Source organism: Spirosoma sp. (assembly GCF_026391055.1).
GTDB lineage: Bacteria > Bacteroidota > Bacteroidia > Cytophagales > Spirosomataceae > Spirosoma.
In genome coordinates this window covers 147,499-166,544 of the sequence record NZ_JAPLET010000025.1, presented here as the reverse complement: position 1 = coordinate 166,544, position 19,046 = coordinate 147,499, and the positions used below count along the sequence as shown (strand labels likewise).

The following is a 19,046-nucleotide window of genomic DNA, read 5'->3' as shown; positions in this document are numbered from 1 at the left end:
TCGTATGAAAACCATCGTTTTAGCTACTGATTTCTCGCCGAATGCAAATAAAGTCGCTCACTTTGCTATGCAACTGGCGCTTACCCAACAGGCGACCTTAATTTTAATGCATGCGTTTCATTTCTGGCCCACCAATCCGGCTGAAACGGGGGGCGACTTCACGCTCAGTGCCAAAGCCATGCACGACGATAGTCAGAAAACGCTCAACCACCTGGCCCACACCTTAAACGAACAGTATGGAACTGAGGTAAACATTCGCTGTGTCACCAAAGAAGGTTACCCCATACCGGCCATTCGGGAGGTTGCTGAAGAAGAAAAGGCCGATTTGGTTATTATGTCCACAACCGGTACCGCTCCCCAGAGTGCTCAGCTAATGGGCAGTGTGGCAACGAGTATGGTGGCCGAAACCAATGTTCCACTGCTGCTTGTTCCGCCTTCCGTTGGGTATGCCGACGTTAAAAATGTGGTGCTGGGCGTAGACCTCGATACACCCCCCAATGCTGTCGCTTTGGATACGGCGCTTCGGTTTGCCCGGCAGTTTGGCTGCGTGGTCAACCTACTGTGCATTCACCCGCATCCGGCCGATGCCCATGTCCGCACGAAGGCCGAACACATCCGGGAGCTGATGGTGTCCGTACCGCATACGATGACGGTTCTGTCTGGCGAAGAGATTTATAATACGCTGCTCACCTTTGCGCACGAGAACAAAGCCGACCTGATTATGATGCTGCCTCAGGCACACAGTTGGTTCAGACGGCTATTTGTGGAAGGCGAAACCGAGCGGTTTGCCCGACTGACTGACATCCCGCTGCTGGCTATTGTATAATGCTCTATTAATAACGTAACCACTTTCCACACGCTTTCGATCCGAGGGCGTGTGGTTCGGTTTATGTGCTCACGTATTTGCTGTCCCGGCTGTTCTCGTTGCCCTATTACCTGCCGCTTGGCGTACCCGTTAGCCAACTGCCTTATGTTCACATTCTGGGTTGCCTTAGCCCTTCGCTGGCTGCACTTGGGCTGACGTATTATGGGCAGGGTGGGGTGGGTATGCGCCATATGCTTGGCCGAGGCTGTACACGGCTTGCCGGGACACCGGTCGGCTGGGCGGGGTTATGGGCTGGCTGTTTAGTCTGGCTACGGGTTCCGTGCTGTTCTTCTGGCTATTCAATTTCTCTGGAGGCAATGTGGTGGCCTGCGCATTTTTTACGGCATGATATTGTGTTCATGACCGACCTCAACACCGCCAATGTAAGCGCCTATACCGGCATCCTCGTTACGGTGATCGGCTTTGTTGTGCTGCTAGTCTACAAGAAGGAGAGTCGGTCGCAGCGGACGAAAGTTACCGGAAAGGGATAAGGTTATATGAGCTACCGTTCGCGCAGACGCTTATACACCCAGATGCCCGCCAGCAGCACGCCCATAAACACAACGAGCCCGAGCATACCCCAGGCCAGGCTCAGCACATCTTTGAGAACCACTAGAAAAACAATGCTGAACAGCAACAGCGTTGCCACTTCGTTCCAGATCCGGAGTTGGGTGGAGGTGTAGCGTAACTCACCGTGTTGCTGCTGCCGAAAGAGCACATGACAGGCCATATGATAGGCGTAAAGACTCCCTACAAAAGCCAGTTTAACCACCAGCCAGGGCGGTGTTGCGCCGTAGTTGTACCAGGTACTCAGGCCCAATGCCAGCGTAATCAAAGCCGACGGCCACGTAATGCCGTACCAAAGCCGACGTTGCATAACGGCAAACTGAGTTTGCAGAATCTGTCGGGCTGGCTCGGGCTGATCGGCGGCTTCGGTGAAGTAGATGAATAGCCGGGGAATATAAAAAAGGCCCGCAAACCAGGTTACGACAAAAATGATGTGCAGGGCCTTGAGGTAGAAAAACGTCATGGGCGCAAAGGTACGCTTATACCGTACTGGAGAAGAGGGGCTTCGCCGTTACAGAGGGTTTGGTCAGGTAACGGTCGAACACCATGCAGATGTTGCGCAGAAACGGTCGTCCTTCCGGGCGTACCCACAGCCCGGTTTCGTCGTATACAAGTAGCCCGTCGACCCGGAAATCGTCGAGTTGATGACTTATGGTCTCCCATTCAGCCGGGGTCCATTCCATGATCGACCACCTGGTTTGAAAGCGGCACATGATATTCAGAATATGCCGCCGGATTAGGGCGTCCTCGTCGGTTAACAGGTGACCTTTGAAAATGGGTAGTTGATTTTGATTCACTTCAGCCTGGTAGGTGCCAATGTCTTTCTGGTTTTGCATGAATGCCGTTCCGACATCGCTGATCGCCGACGCGCCCAACCCCAGTAGTATGTCGGTCTGGGTAGTGGTGTACCCCATAAAATTCCGGTGTAGCTGTCCGGTATGCATGGCTTTGTAGAGCGAGTCGTGCGGCAGGGCGAAATGGTCCATGCCAATTTCGGTGTATCCACCGGCTTCGAGCAGGGCACGGCCCGTTTCGTACAGCGCCCGCTTCTTATCGGCACTCGGCAGGTCGTTATCCGCAAACCCCCGCTGCCCCGTTCCTTTTATCCAGGGAACATGTGCGTACGAATAAAACGCAATCCGGTCGGGTCGGAGAGAAAGGGTTTGGATAATAGTATCGATAATGGACGACTGTTGCTGAAAGGGCAGGCCAAATACCAGGTCGTGGCTGATGGAGGTGTAGCCAATGGCTCTGGCCTGTTGGGTTACGCGCTGCACATGGGCAAACGGCTGGTGACGGTGAATGGCTTTCTGCACAACCGGGTCGTAATCCTGTACGCCGAAGCTCACGCGCCGGAATCCATATTCGTAAAGCGTTTGCAGATGTTCGCCCGTTGTGTTGTTGGGGTGGCCTTCCCAGCCAAAATCCGGTCCGCTGTTTTCGGTGGTGGGTACAGGATCGGCCCAACGGAAAATGCCGGTCATCAGCCGACGTAACTCATGGGGCGAAAAAAAGCTGGGCGTTCCTCCGCCGAGGTGTAGTTCGGCAATGCGGGGGCGTTCCGGAAGCCATTCGCAGTACATCTCCCATTCGTTGAGGATGGCGTCGATATACGGTTCTTCTACGTTGTGGTTTCGCGTAATGCGTTTGTTGCAGCCGCAAAACGTACACAGACTTTCGCAGAAGGGCAGGTGAATATACAGGCTGATTCCGGCCGAATAATTGCTGTTGGCGAAGGAAGTTGTCAGCCGCTTTTGCCAGTCTTCACGGGTAAAAGCGGCTGTATTCCAGTAAGGTACGGTGGGGTAACTGGTGTAGCGCGGACCCGCTACGTTATATTTGGCAATCAGTGAATCGCTCATGGGGGAACCCGACTGCCAAAGCCGTCAGGTACTACAAAAGTCGCATTTCCCGAACTGGCCCGTCCGGTGTTTATATCAGTAGAAATCCTGATTTATATCAGCTTACGAGGGTAAATGTCCAGAGACGTTTTGATCGCTGAGTGGGCATTGCTTACTGGTAGGGGATGGCCAGAATCGGGATGGGAGAATGATTCACGACATCTTCCGCCACGCTGCCATTAAAGAAGTGCCAGAAGCCTCTTCGCTGACTTGTAAACAATACAATAAGGTCGAATCCGTTCTGTTCAGCAAACTGGATGATGGCCTCATGCTCAGTCTGGTAAGAGATAATCGTTAGGTGATAATCCGTAAGTTGCCGGGCTTTGGCCAGTTCGCTCATCCACTCCCGGATGCCTTCCGGCGCGCGGGGTTCGTTGGGCGTGTTGATAAACAAAAACTCCTTGTGCGTGGCGGCCCCTGGCAGCGGGTACGAAAACTGAGTTTTCAGCCGGTCGTTGGCATCAATGGCGAAGAGTACTTTTTTGGGCATAAATTCCGTGTACGACTGCTTCACCACCAGTACCGGGCAATCGACGACATCCATCACGTGCTCGGCGTTGGAGCCAATTAGCCATTCAGACAACCCATCGGACCCATGCGAAGCCAGCACGACCAGATCCGCGGCCTCGTCGGCAATCGCTCCGTAAAGGCCTTTCACACTGCGGCTGAGCACCGGCGTTAGCTGAACGTCAGCTGATGCGTACTGGTCACAAATCTCCTGAAGTCGGACATTGGCGGCCCTTGTCTGCTCGTTAATGTATTGGGCCATGGCGACTGGTGCCTGGCTCAGTTCCGGGTCGAGAATGCTGAGGGCTAAATAATGCAGAACCCGAACCTCAGCTCCGAGTTGTTTGGCAAGACTTACTGCTACCGGCAATGCAGCAGTCGCCAGCGGACTTAAATCAATGGGAACCAGAATTGTTTTCATCAGTCAGTATAGTCATGTAGTGATAATAATGGCGCTGGTGGTTGAATTGACGCTATTCTCAGAGCCGATCAGGCAGGGTAAAAGTCGTATAGCTAACCAGATAAAACCTGTGTCATAATCAATTGCCCGGTTGATTTATGTCAGCTGATGTTGATGCAGATCGGGTCAATTTTGGGGAAATTTCAGGTGATTATGACAACAGCTGCGCCCACAAAAACCGTATGCTACCACTGCGGCAACGAATGCCCTTCCGATACCGAAACAATTTATTTCGACCATAAACCTTTTTGCTGCCAGGGTTGCCAAACGGTATACCAGATACTTAACGAACACCAGCTTTGCCAGTACTACGATCTCAATCCGACACCGGGCAAGACGCCCAAGATTGAACGGCTTGCCTTTCTGGATCATCCCGATATTGCCGCTAAACTGATTGATTTTCAGAATGAAAGTGTTGCTCACGTTACGTTCTATGTACCGTCTATTCACTGTTCGTCCTGTCTGTGGCTGTTGGAACACCTGTACCGCATTGAACCGGCGGTGCGGCAGACGCGGGTCGATTTTCTGAAAAAGCAGGTTCACCTCATGTACAGCCCCGCCCAGCTTTCACTCCGGCAGGTGGCCGAACTGCTGACATCGCTGGGATACGAGCCGCTGATTAGCCTGGACGATGTGGTGAAGCAGGGTAAGAAACCAAGCTACCGGCCATTGCTCTATCGACTGGCGCTGGCGGGTTTCTGTGCGGGAAACATTATGCTGTTCAGCTTTCCCGAATACCTGGGCCTCAACGACCCGGATTTCAAGCATCTGTTCGGAATCCTGAATCTGGTACTCGCTACGCCCGTCGTCTTTTATTCCGGGTCGGGCTACTTTGAATCGGTCTGGAAAAGCCTGCGCCGTCACGTTCCTGGTAGGTTCATTAATATCGACTTTCCTATTCTGCTCGGTATTCTGGTTGCCTATTTCCGGGGTACCTACGAGGTGCTTGCCCTGGGTGGGGCAGGCTATTACGATTCGGTAACGGGGCTTATTTTCTTCCTGCTGTGCGGCAAGTGGTTTCAGCAGCGCACCTATGATTTTCTGTCGTTCGAGCGGGATTATAAATCCTATTTCCCGCTGGCGGTAACGCGGCTGGGGCAGCGAGGAGAAGCAAGTAAATCGGACCTGGAAACGCCCGTTCCGGTGGCTGATTTACAGAAAGGCGACCGTATTCGGGTTCGGCATGGCGATCTGATTCCGGCCGATAGTCTTTTGTATCGGGGAACGGGCCTTATCGACTACTCATTCGTAACGGGCGAATCGGAACCGGAATCCAAAGATCCGGGTGCACTGTTGTATGCCGGTGGTCGGCAAATGGGCGGTAGTATCGACCTCGAAATCGTTCGGGATGTATCGCACAGCTACCTTACGCAACTCTGGAATAACGAGGCTTTCCGGAAAGAGCAGCCTAACCGCGCCAAAACATTCGCCGATGCCGTTGGCACATACTTTACCATCACCGTTCTCACGCTGGCTACGCTGGTTGGTGCCTACTGGTACGGTTGGATGGGGCAGCCAACTACTGCCGTCAACGCGTTTACGGCCATCCTGATTGTGGCCTGCCCATGCGTCCTTTCCCTATCGTATCCGGTAGCCCTGGGGCATGGCCTGCGGTGGCTCAGCAAGCAGGGCGTGTACCTCAAAAATGCCGACGTGATCGAGCAGCTTACCCACTGCGACACCATCGTTTTCGATAAAACGGGCACCCTGACCACTCCAGCTTCGGACGTAGTGACCGAGTCGTTTCCAAAGCCGCTGACCAGCCTGGAGCGGGCTATGATCCGGGCGGTTATCAACCAGTCGGCACACCCGCTGAGTCAGCGAGTGCGGCAGTTTCTTGCCGAATGCCCGCCTATGCTGGTCGAGAATTTTACGGAATTGCCCGGTAAAGGCGTTGTTGGGCTGGTCGACGATCAGGTCGTTAAAGTGGGGAGTGCTGCTTTTGTGGGGGGCGTCGACCAGAAAAGCGGACCATCGGTACACGTGAGTATCGGCGGAACGTACCGGGGGCAGTTCAACGTGGCGGCTCCCCTGCGCCAAGGACTGGCGAGTATGCTGACGTCGTTTGTTGGGAATGGTAAAAAACTTTACCTGTTATCCGGCGATACAAGCACCGCCCGTACCGAACTCCAAAGCTGGTTTGCCGACGAGGCCATGCAGTTTGGCTGTAGCCCCGACGATAAGCTCCGGTTCATTCGTGAACTTCAGGGAAAAGGACACTGCGTACTGATGATTGGCGATGGCCTTAACGATGCCGGTGCCCTCAAACAAGCCGATGTAGGCATTGCCGTTACGGACGATACGCTGCGGTTCACACCCGCCAGCGATGCCATTCTGGAAGCCCGCTCGCTGCGAAAGCTGCCAACCTATCTGCGCTACAGCCAGTTTGCCATGCGGCTTATCCGGTTTAGTTTCGGGGTATCGCTGCTGTATAATCTGGTGGGGTTGTCGTTTGCGGCTGCAGGACATCTTTCGCCGGTGGTAGCCGCCGTACTGATGCCGCTGAGTTCGGCTACCATGGTGCTCATTGCCACAGTAGGTATGCGCATGTGGGGTAAGGCCCATCCGGTTAACGCATAACGCATTAACTTACCGTTCCCTCAATCAATAGCTTCCTCTGTTTGCGCCCGGGAGTACTCCTGCGACCAAGGGTTCAGAAACATATTTATCAGTCTGGATCATGAGAACAGGATTATTATTTGGGTTTTTGCTGGGAGCAGCAAGCCTGACCGGTTGCACGCCTAAAGAAGCGGTGAAACCAACGGAAAATGCCATTACTAACTTTATCAGTGCCGAAGGTTCTATTACATCGGGAACCCGTACATCGGGGCCCTGGGAGCTGGGTGTAGTCTTCAGCTCGTCGGTGGCGGGTAAGCTCACGCAGGTGGGTAGTAAAATGCCGGAACCCGGTTCCTACCGGATCATTGTGTGGGACTTCGATACAAAAGCAGTCCTTCGGCAGAAAACCATCGAGCAGACAGCCCCCGACAATCTGACGCTCAATGATATTGAGTCGCTGGCGCTGATGGCCAACAAAAAATACGTTATCAGCATCAACAACCAGTCAGGTGGGGCCAATAAGAAATATGGCTTTGCCTACAAGACCGGCAGCTCCGATTTCATGCCTTTCACAAAAGGGAGCATTCTTGTTTACAATGCCTGCTACCGCAACACAGCTACCGCTTTATTTCCCGACGTGGTCACAAACGTAAAGTATGAGCTCTACGGCTATCCGGAGTTCACGTTCATTCCCGACTGACTGGTTTGGTCGGTTCAGTAGGTTGGCTCACGTCTTATCGAGTGCGGTGGTGCGAATGACGCTTGTCGTTGGCACCACCGCATTTGTGTAACTACGCCACGGCGTACCGTTTGGGGTAGGGTAGCTTCAGTTCTCTAAAAAGCAATCAGGCAAGTAAGCTTAGGCAGGGTTTCTGCTTTTTTGCTTGTTCAGTGCCCACCTTATACTGCCCAGCCAATGATCGTTAGAGTTCTTCTGTTCTTCGTTCTATCGTTTACTTTCGTTCAGGGCCAGCCGATTGTCTGGACACTGGTGCAGCCCGGCGTCTGGAAAGGCACCGTCGGGAAGCCCGAAGGCTATAATTTACTGACGGCTGCCGGTACATCGCCCAACGCAACTGCCCTGGCCCAATTGGGTGTGGCCGACTTCCCACTCCCGAAATCCGCCATTGTGGCGCAGCTTGTCGATGGAAAAACGTACTTGCGTTTCCCCCTCGACCGAACGGAACAACTTTATGGCTTCGGCCTTAATTTCCAGACCGTACACCAGCGCGGGCGGATTCTGAATCTGCACATGGATCATTTTGGCGGTTCCGACAACGGACGCACGCACGCGCCCACGCCTTTTTACGTCTCCTCGAAAGGCTACGGCGTATTCATTAATTCGGCTCGTTACCTGACCGTGTATGCCGGTTCAGCAGCCCGCAAAGACAGTCCCGATGCGCCCGAAGCCAAAGATCGGAATACCGATAAAAGCTGGACGGCCAACCCCTATTCCGATGCTGTCGAGATCGTGGTGCCTGCCGCCGGGGTGGAGTTCTATGTGTTTGGCGGACCGAAACCGCTCAATGTAGTTCGGCGGTACAATCTCTTTTCTGGGGGCGGTTGCCTACCTCCGCGCTGGGGGCTGGGCTTTCAGCAGCGGGTAAAGTCGCTCAACACCTCCGATCAGGTGCTGGCCGAAGCCGATGAGTTCGAACAGAAAGGGTTTCCGCTGGATGTGATCGGGCTGGAGCCGGGTTGGCAAAGCAAGTCATATCCGGGCACGTTCGAGTGGGACAAAACACGCTATCCTGATCCCGGCGGATTTCTCAAGGTGATGAAGGCGAAAAGTATCCGGACAAACCTCTGGATCAACCCCTACGTAGCACCGAGTGCGTCGATCTACAAAGCCATTCGTCCGCTTACGGCGTCGCATACAGTCTGGTCGGGTGTGGTGCCGGATTTTACGTTGCCCGAAGCCCGGCGTATTTTCTTCGGGCAACTAGCTAAAGACGGCATTGAACCGGGCGTGAGCGGGTACAAGATTGATGAAGTAGACGGGTACGATTCGTGGCTCTGGCCCGATGTTGCCATCTTCCCATCGGGTCGCCCGGCGGAGCAGATGCGGCAAACGTACGGGTTGCTGATGCAGCGGTACAGCACAGGCGTTTATCATGCGAAAAATACCCGTACGTATGGCCTGGTGCGGGCGTCCAATTCGGGTGGTGTCTCATTCCCGTATGTGATCTATAACGATTATTATAAGCACGAGGACTTCATTACGGCGCTCATTACCAGTAGCTATTGCGGAGTGTTATGGACACCGGAGGTGCGGGCTTCGTCAACCAGTGAAGAATGGTTGCGCCGGTTTCAGACGGTCGTTTTTTCGCCCCTGGCGATGATTAATGCATGGGCGAGCGGCACCAAACCCTGGTCCTTTGCGGATGTAAGCAAACAGGTGCAGGACATGGCGCTGCTGCGGATGCAGATGATGCCCTACTGGTACAGTGAATTTGCCAAATACCACTTCGACGGTACACCGCCCTTCCGGGCTATGAGTCTGGAGGAGGGCTTCCTTGCCGATGTACAGGCTACGGTGGTCAATGAAAATCTAAATGATAACCCCTACGCGCTGGCCATCCGTCGGGAAATCAAAGATCAGTACATGGCGGGCGAAAATCTGCTGGTAGCCCCTTTGTTTGCTGGGCAGAAAAGTCGGCTGGTGACGCTGCCCAAAGGTAACTGGTACGATTTCTACACCGGTGAACTAGTGGGTAACGGCCAGCAGGTCACTGCAACACCCGGCCTGGATCGTATTCCGGTATACGTGAAAGACGGCGGTATTGTGCCCATGATGCCCGCCCGGCTGCACGCGCCCAAAGCCGGTGAAACGGTGCCTATTGAGGTGCGGTATTACGGCAGCAAGCCGGGTATCTACCGGCTCTACGACGATGACGGCGAAACGTTTAATTACGAGCGCGGTCAATACAGCTTCCGTGAAATCCGGGTAACAAGAAACGACAGGGGAGTTCAGGGAAGTATCTCGGCCGCGGAGCCCGGCAAGCCCAACAGCGTAGGCGCTGTGACGTTCGTGCAGATGACGAAGTGACCGGGCTGTAAGCAGAAGGCTACCGGGTTTGCCGCCGTTTAATAAAGTGTTGCGTAAAAATAAGGGTAAAGTTGTCATATTGGTTTGATAATCAAGTGGCTATAGCATATCCTCTTTACTCTTACACGCTTAATGGAAGTCTTACGTGCACACCAGTTCGTTGAGTCTGATCCGGCCACTCACCCGGTTTTGCAGCCTGAACGCATCCCAACACTCGATATACTGCGGGGTGTTGCCTTGCTCGGTATCCTGTTAATGAATATACAGGTCTTTGGGCTTACCGAAGCCAGCCTGACTCAACTCATCCGAAACCCGCATGGGGGTAATTACTGGCTACTGACGCTGGTACATGGCCTGTTCGAGCACAAGATGCGTGCCCTGTTCTCCATGCTGTTTGGGGCTGGTATTATCCTCTTTCTGAATAAAACCCGTAGTGGGTCGGGGATGGAGGCCCCCGAACTATTCATCCGGCGTCAACTATGGCTCATCGTTTTTGGACTTGTCAATGCCTGGGGTTTACTGTGGCACTACGACATCCTTTTTCACTATGGCATCGTGGGAATTTTCCTGTTTCCTTTCATCCGGTTATCGCCCAGGGCGTTGCTTGTTTGCGCCGTTGTGGCGGGATTGATTTACAGTGGGAAAGCTTACTGGCAGTTTGCCGAACAGAAGCAGAAATACGAAAAATTTCAGCCGGTAGCGGCCCTCGAAAAAAAGAATAAAAAAGTAAAGCTCACCGACGAACAGAAAGAAGCGAAGTCGGCCTGGGAGGGGCTGGTAAAAGAACACCAGTACGACAGCAAAGCCGATAAAGCCGACGTGCTGGCTATGCGCTCCGACTACACCACCGTCTGGAACCATCAATTGCCCAAAATCAAGCGGATGGAGGCCCCGTTTTTCTATCAGGTAGGTATCTGGGACATCCTTTCCATGATGTTGCTGGGTATGGCTCTGTTCAAATGGCGAGTTCTGTCTAATCAGCTTACTACCCGGCAGTACATCGTTCTGGCTCTCGGTGGGCTCCTAATTGGTCAGGCAATGGCCTGGCTTTCGCTGCCTGCCTATGAACTCGAAATTGTCGATTTCGCAACATATATCAGCGATGCCAGCCTGCCGGTTGCCGGTGTGCTGATGCCGTTCGAGCGGGCGTTCTCTGCCATTGGCTGGGCCAGTCTGGTGCTGTTGGCGTACCGGGCCGGGGTTGGTATGTGGTTATGGAAGGCGTTGGGTGCTGTGGGGCAGATGGCTTTTACCAATTACCTGATGCAGACGGTGCTCTGTACCCTGTTTTTCTACGGCTATGGCCTGGGTTATTTTGGCGACCTAAAGCTCTATCAGCTGTACATGGTGGTCGCGGAGGTTTGGTTGCTTCAGCTTGTTTTTAGTCTTATCTGGCTGAGAACCTTTCGGTTCGGTCCGCTCGAATGGCTCTGGCGTTCTTTAATCTACGGCAGGCGGCAACCCATGCGATTGGCCGAAAAAACTCCGCAAATCACCCCAGTTTTCTCCTGACCCACCTCTAGTCAGCTCATTCGATGGAAACCAACCCGATCTTACCCATAAACGCCGACACCGCTATACCGGGATTGACGCTGAATCTGCCTGCCAACGATCAGGCTACTGTTCAGCCGTCGGCCGCGCCCCAACCGGTGGACAAAGCCGCCCGTATCGAAACAATCGACTTAATTCGTGGCCTGGCGTTGCTGGGTATTCTGATGATGAATATTCCGGGGTTCGGTCTCCTGCCGTCGGGTTTTAACCGATTGATGAACAGTCCGGCCGGGCCTGACTTATATGCGTTCATTGTTGTAAGTCTAGGCTTCGAAGGAACAATGCGCGGCCTGTTTTCGATGCTGTTCGGGGCCGGTATGGTGCTCTTTACTCAGAATAAACGCGAACAGATCAACGGTCCAACCGTGGCCGAATATTACTACCGGCGGCTGTTATGGCTGGTTTTGTTCGGAGTCATCAATGCGTATGTGTTTCTCTGGCGTGGCGACATCCTGTTCTTTTATGGCCTTTGCGGGATGATTCTGTACCCTTTCCGCCGGGCAAAAGCGGGCTGGCTGATCGCCCTGGCCGTTCTGTGCATGGGGCTGAATTCAATTCGTACTGAATTGTGGTACAGTGAGTTACGTGAAAATAGGGCGGGGTATCTGGAAGCGGTAAAGCAGGAGAAAGCGCACAAAAAGCTGACAGACAAGCAGAAAGAAGCCAAAGGAGCGTGGGAAAAGTTTGAGAAGGGTTTTAAGCCGGACCCCAAAAAAGATGCGAAAGAACTAACCGAAATGCGCTCCGGCTATGGCACCGTCTTTATGCATTTACTGCCGGAAAACAGCTCGTCTGAAACGTTCTATACCTATTACGGCAGTTGGGACATGCTACTGATGATGTTCATCGGGATGGCCCTGCTGGGCTGGGGCTTTTTTGCCAATAAACTACCAACTTCCACCTACGTTGTCACGCTGCTCATCGGCTATGGGCTGGGCTTGCCGATCAGTTGGTTTTACACGAAGGCACAGGTCGACTGGGCACAACATGCGGGGCAGATCGTCGACAATTACCGAACTATCCCCTTTCAGGTGTACGACATACGGCGGGTCCTGCTGGCGCTCGGTCATGCGAGTCTGCTGCTGTTAGTGTATCGGTCGCAACTGTTGCCCTGGCTCATGCGGGCGCTGACGGCGGTGGGGCAAATGGCCTTCACCAATTACCTGATGCAGTCCATTATCTGTACGCTCGTATTCCATGGCTATGGCCTGGGCTATTACGGAAAGATGGCTTTCCATGAATTGTATTACGTGGTGGCTGGGGTGTGGCTTTTTCAGTTGATCCTGTCGCCCATCTGGTTACAGTATTTTCTGTTTGGCCCGTTCGAGTGGCTTTGGCGTTCGCTTACCTATTGGAAATTACAGCCCATGCGCCGGAGTGTGGCGGTAGGGTAAGTAAAATGATATAAATAGAGTGTAAAAGTTGTCGGGAATACTTGAGATTTCTTTTGCTACATTATTTGGAATATTTCCATAAATAATGGTCGTTGATTTAAATGATAGGCAAGATTTTTGCCCATGTTAAAGGTTTGTGTGGATACAAAATGATTTTTTTGCTTCTACTAAGTGACAATAGATTCATGACCACTATAGAGGTTGAATGAATCTATTAAGTTGTAAATGAAGAAACCCTAATTTAATAATATGGAAAACGGAGATTTCTATCTGTATAACGATCGGCATGACGATAAATACCTTCAATTTGTTGCTGATTTACTATCGTTTGACCAGTTATCTGATAATGCTCTTACAGATAAAAATGATAAAAACCCTGTTGTTACCATCAAGTTTAGTGGATTATCTGCTATGACTCTCTTGGGAGGTGGGAATGCTGAAGATAAAAATCCAGCTTACGAGGCATTTAATCTTTTAATTAGTAATCGAGATAACTTAATTACTAAACTAAATGATAAAAATATTGCGGTGCATATAAAACTGCTGTTTGCTTATCCGTATTCAGATTTTTACTATGATTTAATTCAGGCAGAAGAAGCCAACAGCGAAGGGAATAGCGTCTCCTGTGTTATCAATAAAGAAGATTTTGTTTGCACAACAATAGGGCCAAAAATAGTAAAATATAGTGATGTAAAAAGCTCTAAAACTTATTCAAGTCTGAAGCAATCGTTGTCAAACCTGCTTGCAGCTAAAAATGATTCTATCTTTAATAAAGAGATAGATATAGAAAATAATACTAATAAAAATAAGATTGCCGTTAAATTTACGCCTGTAAATGGATTGTGTTGTTTTCTGCAAATAAATAATACAATTTTTTTAGATTCTTATTTGTTTGCGAAGCAAAAAGCGAACTCAAATAAACTATCTCTTATTTCGCCTATAGTTAGAATAAATGCTATGCGTATAGGCAAAGTAAAACAGTTGCCTGATACAGAGCAGGAGAAAATACATAAAGAACTTAATCAACGACATTATTATAGTGCTTTAAGCCACTTTCGGTATTTTTGGAATCATGATCTAACGTTGTATTTGAATGATGTGTGCGTCACAAAAGAAGAAAAGATAACCATAGTTGAACCACATTTAGTATCTTATTTTAATAAGGCAGAAAGACTTCTTGAGAAATACCATTACTCGCTTACTAATATTGACATATGGAAACAGCGGGTAAAAGACGAGTTTAAACGATATACATCAAAATTTCATGAAGAATCATTTCATAAAGAAAGTTTTATAAAGTTATTCATTGTGGGAGCCTGGAATGATAATGTTGCCAATCAATATATGGAAACGCTAGCTACGATGTTAACAAATAAATTCAGATATAATAAACATGGTTTAAAAATAAAACCCGAAGTTGTTAAAGTTGGTGTTGGTGATAATATTCAAGAGACCGTATATTACAAACTTAAAACATCGCACATAGGTTGTGTTATTCAAACAGCGGATATAAAAATTGGAAAAAATAAATGGATGTCTAAGCCTAATATATATCTTGAGAAGGGCTATTTGATAAGCCAGTTAGGCCAGTATAAAAATCATAGAAATATAGAAAAAGTGCGCGTATTTACTTTTATTGAACAAGGAGTGGTTGTTGAAAGTAATAACATTAATACTGCCCCGGCTGAATTTTTAAATAGAGATGATTTTGAACTTCAGTTTTTCAAAATTATTTACTGGTTGTGGGAGATGACAGAGTTAAATACAGATAGTGCACTGTTATTTATGGAACAGGAAAGAATATTGCTTGAACAAAAAAAAGACTATTTATCAAAGGATTTTTTTGGTGCCCCCGGTACAAGTAAAGAAATAAAAAGAATTGATGATTTTCTTTCAAGGCACAGTGAACAGGTAAAAGATATGTTAGAATACATAAACGAAAAGAAAGGCCTGGATAATGAAGTATAAAATGCTGTTATTTATAAGTAAATTTAAAAAGAAACGGAGGGTGGCTGTAGAAAAAATTTTTTTGTTTATAGTCATGAGAAGATGTTGCCAAGTGGCGTAAAGGCCTTTCCAGTCTGGTTGTACAGAACACAAAAAAGCAGGCCGAAAAAAGCTGGGAATTGACATTGGCGACGACGCGTTTGATCGGCTTTATGACACTACATCGCATCCAATAGATTACAAAAAAGGAAAGAAGGTAGCCGTTCGCGTGGTCAGCCAGTTTGGCGAAGAAAGCATAAAAGCTCTATCGATGTGAATGGTCAGTATTCGTTGAGGCAACCAATAATTATGCTTGCCTGTACTAGTAAAGGCGTCTAAATACCAAGGTCAACTTTGAGTATTTAGACGCATTTATCATAACCGCCCTACATATACGCTTCGTCGCGGCCGAGCCGGAGTTTGAGTACGCCTATTTTGTTGAGCAGCAGAATAAGCGGGTAAGCGGGGTCGAACTCGTGCCAGCGGAAACCACCAAAGTTTGGCCGTCCGCCGTACTTGTGGTGATTGTTGTGGTACGATTCGCCCATCATCAGGAAATCGAACGGCAGCAGGTTTTTAGCCGTATCGTTCAGTTTAAAATTCGTGTAGCCGTACCGGTGTGCGTACCAGTTGATAATGGCCCCGTGTACTGGTCCCATGAGGAAATGCACTGGTAATAGCAGAAAGAACCAGGGGGATGGCGCAAACTGAATATAGAACAGCGTATAGGCCGTACCCCAGGCCAGTCGTACGGGCCAGCGGTCGCCGAGCCATTCCATAAATTGCCAGTTAGGCACTCCCTTTTTGAACTTCGCCGGAATCGTATCGCGGTTATTCAGGATGTCGTTATAAAACGTCCGGGTTTTCCACATCATGTCGAACAGGTTATTGGAATACTCGGGCGAGTGGGGGTCAGATTCCGTATCGGCGTGGGCGTGGTGGAGCCGGTGCATGATACCATAGGCGCGGGGACTTAAAAACGACGACCCCTGTCCGATAAAGGTGAGCACGTAAAAAAACTTTTCCCAGCCGGGGCTCATGGTGAACATCTGGTGAGCGGCATAGCGGTGGAGAAAAAACGTTTGCATCAGTACCGACAGATACCAGTGCGTCAGAAAAAAAGCAATAATGATCATTGTGGGAAGTCATGTGGCCTCAGAAACCGGTGGTGCGCAAGGCGGACGCCAGTCCATAAGAAGCTGTAGTTAATAGAGAGTTTCAAGACTTCGATACGGATACATTCTCGGCCTGGTTTTGAATGGGGCAGGATGATCCTTGCCCAGGAGAGGGAGACTTGGCGTATCGGAAATGCCTTGATTCCGCAAAACTGATTGGTTTTTTTGAGTCAAAAACTGACGTGCATCAGGTAGCGTTCTGATAAGAATCAACCCGCCTGGCTACCTGAATTTTATCAATTCCAAGCCTGACCAAACTCATCGAAAACTGATCGAATGACCCGCACTTTTGGGAAGTCAAACGCGAATGGGTATGTCTATTATCTTCTTCATGATCGGAATTAGTCTGTTAATGGCACTGGGGTTTCTGGGTGCGTTCATCTGGTCGATGCGAACCGGCCAGCAGGACGACCTGTACACGCCTTCGCTCCGAATGCTGCTCGACGATGAGCTGCCGGACGAACCCGCAACACTGTCCCAGACGCCACTGACAACTAAACCGCTAAGTCGGACAGCCTAAAAAATCCGCTACTGCCGTATGAACGTTACAACCAATCAACCACTTCAAGTTATTTCTCCCGATAGGTCCGCCGTCGGGCAGCCACCACCGGGCCAGCGCCCCGTCACTGAACGATTTGCCTACGATAATACCATCGTGCGCAATTTCGCTGTGGCCTCCATCATCTGGGGGATCATCGGTATGCTCGTTGGGGTACTTGTGGCTAGCCAGCTCTTTGCACCAGCCGCTAACCTGGGCAATCAGTACACCACCTTCGGGCGGATACGTCCACTGCACACCAATGCCGTTATTTTCGCATTTGTAGGCAACGCCATTTTTATGGGGGTCTATTATTCGTTGCAGCGGCTCTGTAAAGCCCGGATGTTTTCGGACCTGCTCAGCAAAATTCACTTCTGGGGCTGGCAGCTGATTATTTTGTCGGCGGTGGCTACCCTGCCGCTGGGTTTGACGACCTCTAAAGAATACGCTGAACTCGAATGGCCCATCGACATTGCCATTACGCTGATCTGGGTCGTTTTCGGTATCAACATGTTCGGTACGATTGTGAAACGGCGGGAGCGTCACCTGTACGTGGCCATCTGGTTTTACATAGCTACGTTCGTAACGGTTGCTGTGCTGCACATTGTTAACTCAATGGAAATGCCCGTTAGTTTCCTGAAAAGCTACTCGATGTACGCGGGTGTTCAGGATGCGCTGGTGCAGTGGTGGTACGGCCACAATGCCGTTGCTTTCTTCCTGACCACGCCCTATCTGGGCATGATGTACTATTTCCTGCCTAAAATGGCGAACCGGCCCGTGTATTCGTACCGTCTGTCGATTCTTCACTTCTGGGCGCTGATATTCCTGTACATCTGGGCGGGTCCTCACCACTTGCTGTATAGCTCCCTGCCCGACTGGGCGCAGTCACTGGGCGTTGTTTTCTCCATTATGCTCATTGCGCCATCTTGGGGTGGTATGATCAACGGACTGCTGACCCTGCGGGGTGCCTGGGATAAGGTTCGCGAAGATGCCATCCTGAAATTCATGGTCGTGGGCCTGACCGCCTACGGTATGGCTACCTTTGAAGGGCCGCTACTATCGCTTAAAAATGTGAACGGCATAGCCCACTTTACCGACTGGATCGTAGCGCACGTTCACGTAGGGGCTCTGGGCTGGAACGGCTTCCTGACCTTCGCTATGCTGTACTGGCTCATACCACGCATGTACCATACTCCGCTGCACTCGAAGAAACTGCTGAATGTTCACTTCTGGCTCGGTACGCTGGGTATCCTGTTCTACGCGGTGCCGATGTACATTTCGGGCTTCACGCAGGGTATGATGTGGAAAGAGTTTACACCCGAAAGTACCCTCCGCTACGGCAACTTCCTCGAAACGACGCTGCAACTGCTGCCCATGCACCGCATGCGGGCCATTGGTGGATCGCTTTACCTAGTAGGCGCTATCCTGATGGGTTACAACCTGTTCAAGACAATGGCGGTTGGTACGCTGACGGCTAATGAACCGGCCGAAGCACCGGCCCTGCCCGTAGCGTACAAACCCGAAGGCAGCGATACCTTCTGGCACCGCTGGCTGGAGCGCAAGCCGTTCCCGCTGCTGGTAGCGTCACTGGTGGTTATCCTGATTGGTGGTCTGGTCGAAATGGTACCCACATTCATGGTGAAGAGCAACGTGCCTACTATTGCCGCCGTCCAACCTTACACCGCTCTCGAAGTAGAAGGCCGCGACCTCTACATCCGCGAAGGCTGCGTAGGTTGCCACAGCCAGATGATCCGGCCGTTCCGTTCCGAAACCGAACGCTACGGCGAGTACTCCAAAGCGGGTGAGTTTGTCTATGATCACCCGTTCCTGTGGGGCAGCAAGCGTACCGGTCCCGACCTTCACCGCGAAGGGGGTAAGTACCCGAACTCCTGGCACTACCACCACATGCGCGATCCGGCCTCTATGTCGCCCGGCTCCATTATGCCGCCGTACCCTTGGTTGCTGGAGCAAAAACTGGACGTGTCTCACACCGAAGCCAAGCTGAAAGCCCTCAAACAAGTGGGTGTGCCCTACGAAGACGTGACTATCCGGTACGCGCAGGACGACCTGCAAAAACAGGCGGGCGACATCAGCAGCCAACTGGCAAAGGACGGCATCAAGGTGCAACCCGACCGCGAAATCGTAGCCCTCATCGCCTACCTGCAACGCCTGGGAACGGATATTAAGAAAATGGAAACAGCTGTGAAATAAAGTATGCAGGAGTGAGGAGTGAGAAGTGAGAAGGGCTGCCGCATACTTTTTGCCGACGCGAAAGCAACTCCTCACTCCTCGCTACTAACTCCTTAAAAAAAGCCCCATGTTCAAGCAATTTATCTCCAAAATACCCGGTGCGGACCTGTATATGGTTGGTTCGTTCATGACATTCTTTGTCTTCTTCGTGCTGGTTGGCCTGTATTTATGGCTGTCCGACAAAAACCATATGCGGCAGATGAGTCGTCTGCCATTCGATGAGTCATCCACCGATTAACCGCTA

General features: G+C 50.9%; 15 protein-coding genes. 11 read left to right on the top strand and 4 right to left on the bottom strand.

Going from position 1 to position 19,046, the window contains the following annotated elements; all coding sequences use genetic code 11:
• Positions 1 to 4: 4 nt before the first annotated feature.
• Together NT073_RS22590 and NT073_RS22585 are read left to right on the top strand one after the other, a co-directional pair.
• The gene (locus NT073_RS22590; protein ID WP_297377996.1) at positions 5 to 826 is read left to right on the top strand and encodes a universal stress protein; all 822 of its coding nucleotides are present in this window, start codon (positions 5 to 7) and stop codon (positions 824 to 826) included.
• 65 nt (positions 827 to 891) lie between these two features.
• Complete coding sequence (locus NT073_RS22585) at positions 892 to 1,356, top strand: hypothetical protein (protein WP_297377993.1); 465 nt, start codon at positions 892 to 894, stop codon at positions 1,354 to 1,356.
• A gap of 11 nt (positions 1,357 to 1,367) precedes the next feature.
• Here the strand turns inward: NT073_RS22585 and NT073_RS22580 are convergent, their stop codons facing one another.
• The 3 genes from NT073_RS22580 to NT073_RS22570 all read right to left on the bottom strand — a co-directional run bounded on the left by NT073_RS22580 (position 1,368) and on the right by NT073_RS22570 (position 4,261).
• Entirely contained in the window at positions 1,368 to 1,895 is a 528-nt protein-coding gene (locus NT073_RS22580; RefSeq protein WP_297377990.1) for a CopD family protein, read from the bottom strand.
• A gap of 16 nt (positions 1,896 to 1,911) precedes the next feature.
• Positions 1,912 to 3,294, bottom strand: a complete 1,383-nt coding sequence (hemN, locus tag NT073_RS22575) for an oxygen-independent coproporphyrinogen III oxidase (RefSeq protein ID WP_297377988.1) — start codon at positions 3,292 to 3,294, stop codon at positions 1,912 to 1,914.
• A gap of 151 nt (positions 3,295 to 3,445) precedes the next feature.
• On the bottom strand, positions 3,446 to 4,261 hold the full coding sequence (locus NT073_RS22570; protein ID WP_297377985.1) for a universal stress protein: 816 nt from the start codon (positions 4,259 to 4,261) through the stop codon (positions 3,446 to 3,448).
• 192 nt (positions 4,262 to 4,453) lie between these two features.
• Between NT073_RS22570 and NT073_RS22565 the strand changes: the two genes are divergently transcribed.
• The 6 genes from NT073_RS22565 to NT073_RS22540 all read left to right on the top strand — a co-directional run bounded on the left by NT073_RS22565 (position 4,454) and on the right by NT073_RS22540 (position 14,821).
• Positions 4,454 to 6,880, top strand: a complete 2,427-nt coding sequence (locus NT073_RS22565) for a heavy metal translocating P-type ATPase metal-binding domain-containing protein (protein ID WP_297377982.1) — start codon at positions 4,454 to 4,456, stop codon at positions 6,878 to 6,880.
• Between the two features lie 100 nt (positions 6,881 to 6,980).
• Positions 6,981 to 7,559, top strand: coding sequence for a DUF4082 domain-containing protein (locus NT073_RS22560; RefSeq protein WP_297377979.1), 579 nt, complete (start codon positions 6,981 to 6,983; stop codon positions 7,557 to 7,559).
• 216 nt (positions 7,560 to 7,775) lie between these two features.
• Entirely contained in the window at positions 7,776 to 9,908 is a 2,133-nt protein-coding gene (locus NT073_RS22555; protein ID WP_297377976.1) for a TIM-barrel domain-containing protein, read from the top strand.
• Between the two features lie 132 nt (positions 9,909 to 10,040).
• On the top strand, positions 10,041 to 11,420 hold the full coding sequence (locus tag NT073_RS22550; protein ID WP_297377973.1) for a DUF418 domain-containing protein: 1,380 nt from the start codon (positions 10,041 to 10,043) through the stop codon (positions 11,418 to 11,420).
• Between the two features lie 23 nt (positions 11,421 to 11,443).
• The gene (locus tag NT073_RS22545; RefSeq protein ID WP_297377970.1) at positions 11,444 to 12,853 is read left to right on the top strand and encodes a DUF418 domain-containing protein; all 1,410 of its coding nucleotides are present in this window, start codon (positions 11,444 to 11,446) and stop codon (positions 12,851 to 12,853) included.
• Positions 12,854 to 13,102: 249 nt separating this feature from the next.
• Positions 13,103 to 14,821: a hypothetical protein gene (locus tag NT073_RS22540; RefSeq protein WP_297377967.1), complete on the top strand. Its 1,719-nt coding sequence runs from the start codon at positions 13,103 to 13,105 to the stop codon at positions 14,819 to 14,821.
• A gap of 404 nt (positions 14,822 to 15,225) precedes the next feature.
• Here NT073_RS22540 and NT073_RS22535 read toward each other — a convergent pair whose 3' ends face one another.
• Positions 15,226 to 15,975, bottom strand: coding sequence for an acyl-CoA desaturase (locus NT073_RS22535; protein ID WP_297377964.1), 750 nt, complete (start codon positions 15,973 to 15,975; stop codon positions 15,226 to 15,228).
• Positions 15,976 to 16,327: 352 nt separating this feature from the next.
• Here NT073_RS22535 and ccoS point away from each other — a divergent pair, with 352 nt between their 5' ends.
• The 3 genes from ccoS to NT073_RS22520 all read left to right on the top strand — a co-directional run bounded on the left by ccoS (position 16,328) and on the right by NT073_RS22520 (position 19,040).
• On the top strand, positions 16,328 to 16,534 hold the full coding sequence (gene ccoS, locus NT073_RS22530) for a cbb3-type cytochrome oxidase assembly protein CcoS (protein ID WP_297377961.1): 207 nt from the start codon (positions 16,328 to 16,330) through the stop codon (positions 16,532 to 16,534).
• A gap of 18 nt (positions 16,535 to 16,552) precedes the next feature.
• Positions 16,553 to 18,763 carry a cytochrome-c oxidase, cbb3-type subunit I gene (gene ccoN, locus NT073_RS22525; RefSeq protein ID WP_297377958.1) on the top strand — a complete coding sequence of 737 codons (2,211 nt, stop codon included), beginning with the start codon at positions 16,553 to 16,555 and terminating at the stop codon, positions 18,761 to 18,763.
• A 106-nt stretch (positions 18,764 to 18,869) separates the two neighbouring features.
• A complete protein-coding gene (locus tag NT073_RS22520) occupies positions 18,870 to 19,040 on the top strand; it encodes a hypothetical protein (protein WP_012928089.1) in 171 nt (56 codons plus the stop codon).
• The last annotated feature ends 6 nt before the right edge of the window (positions 19,041 to 19,046 follow it).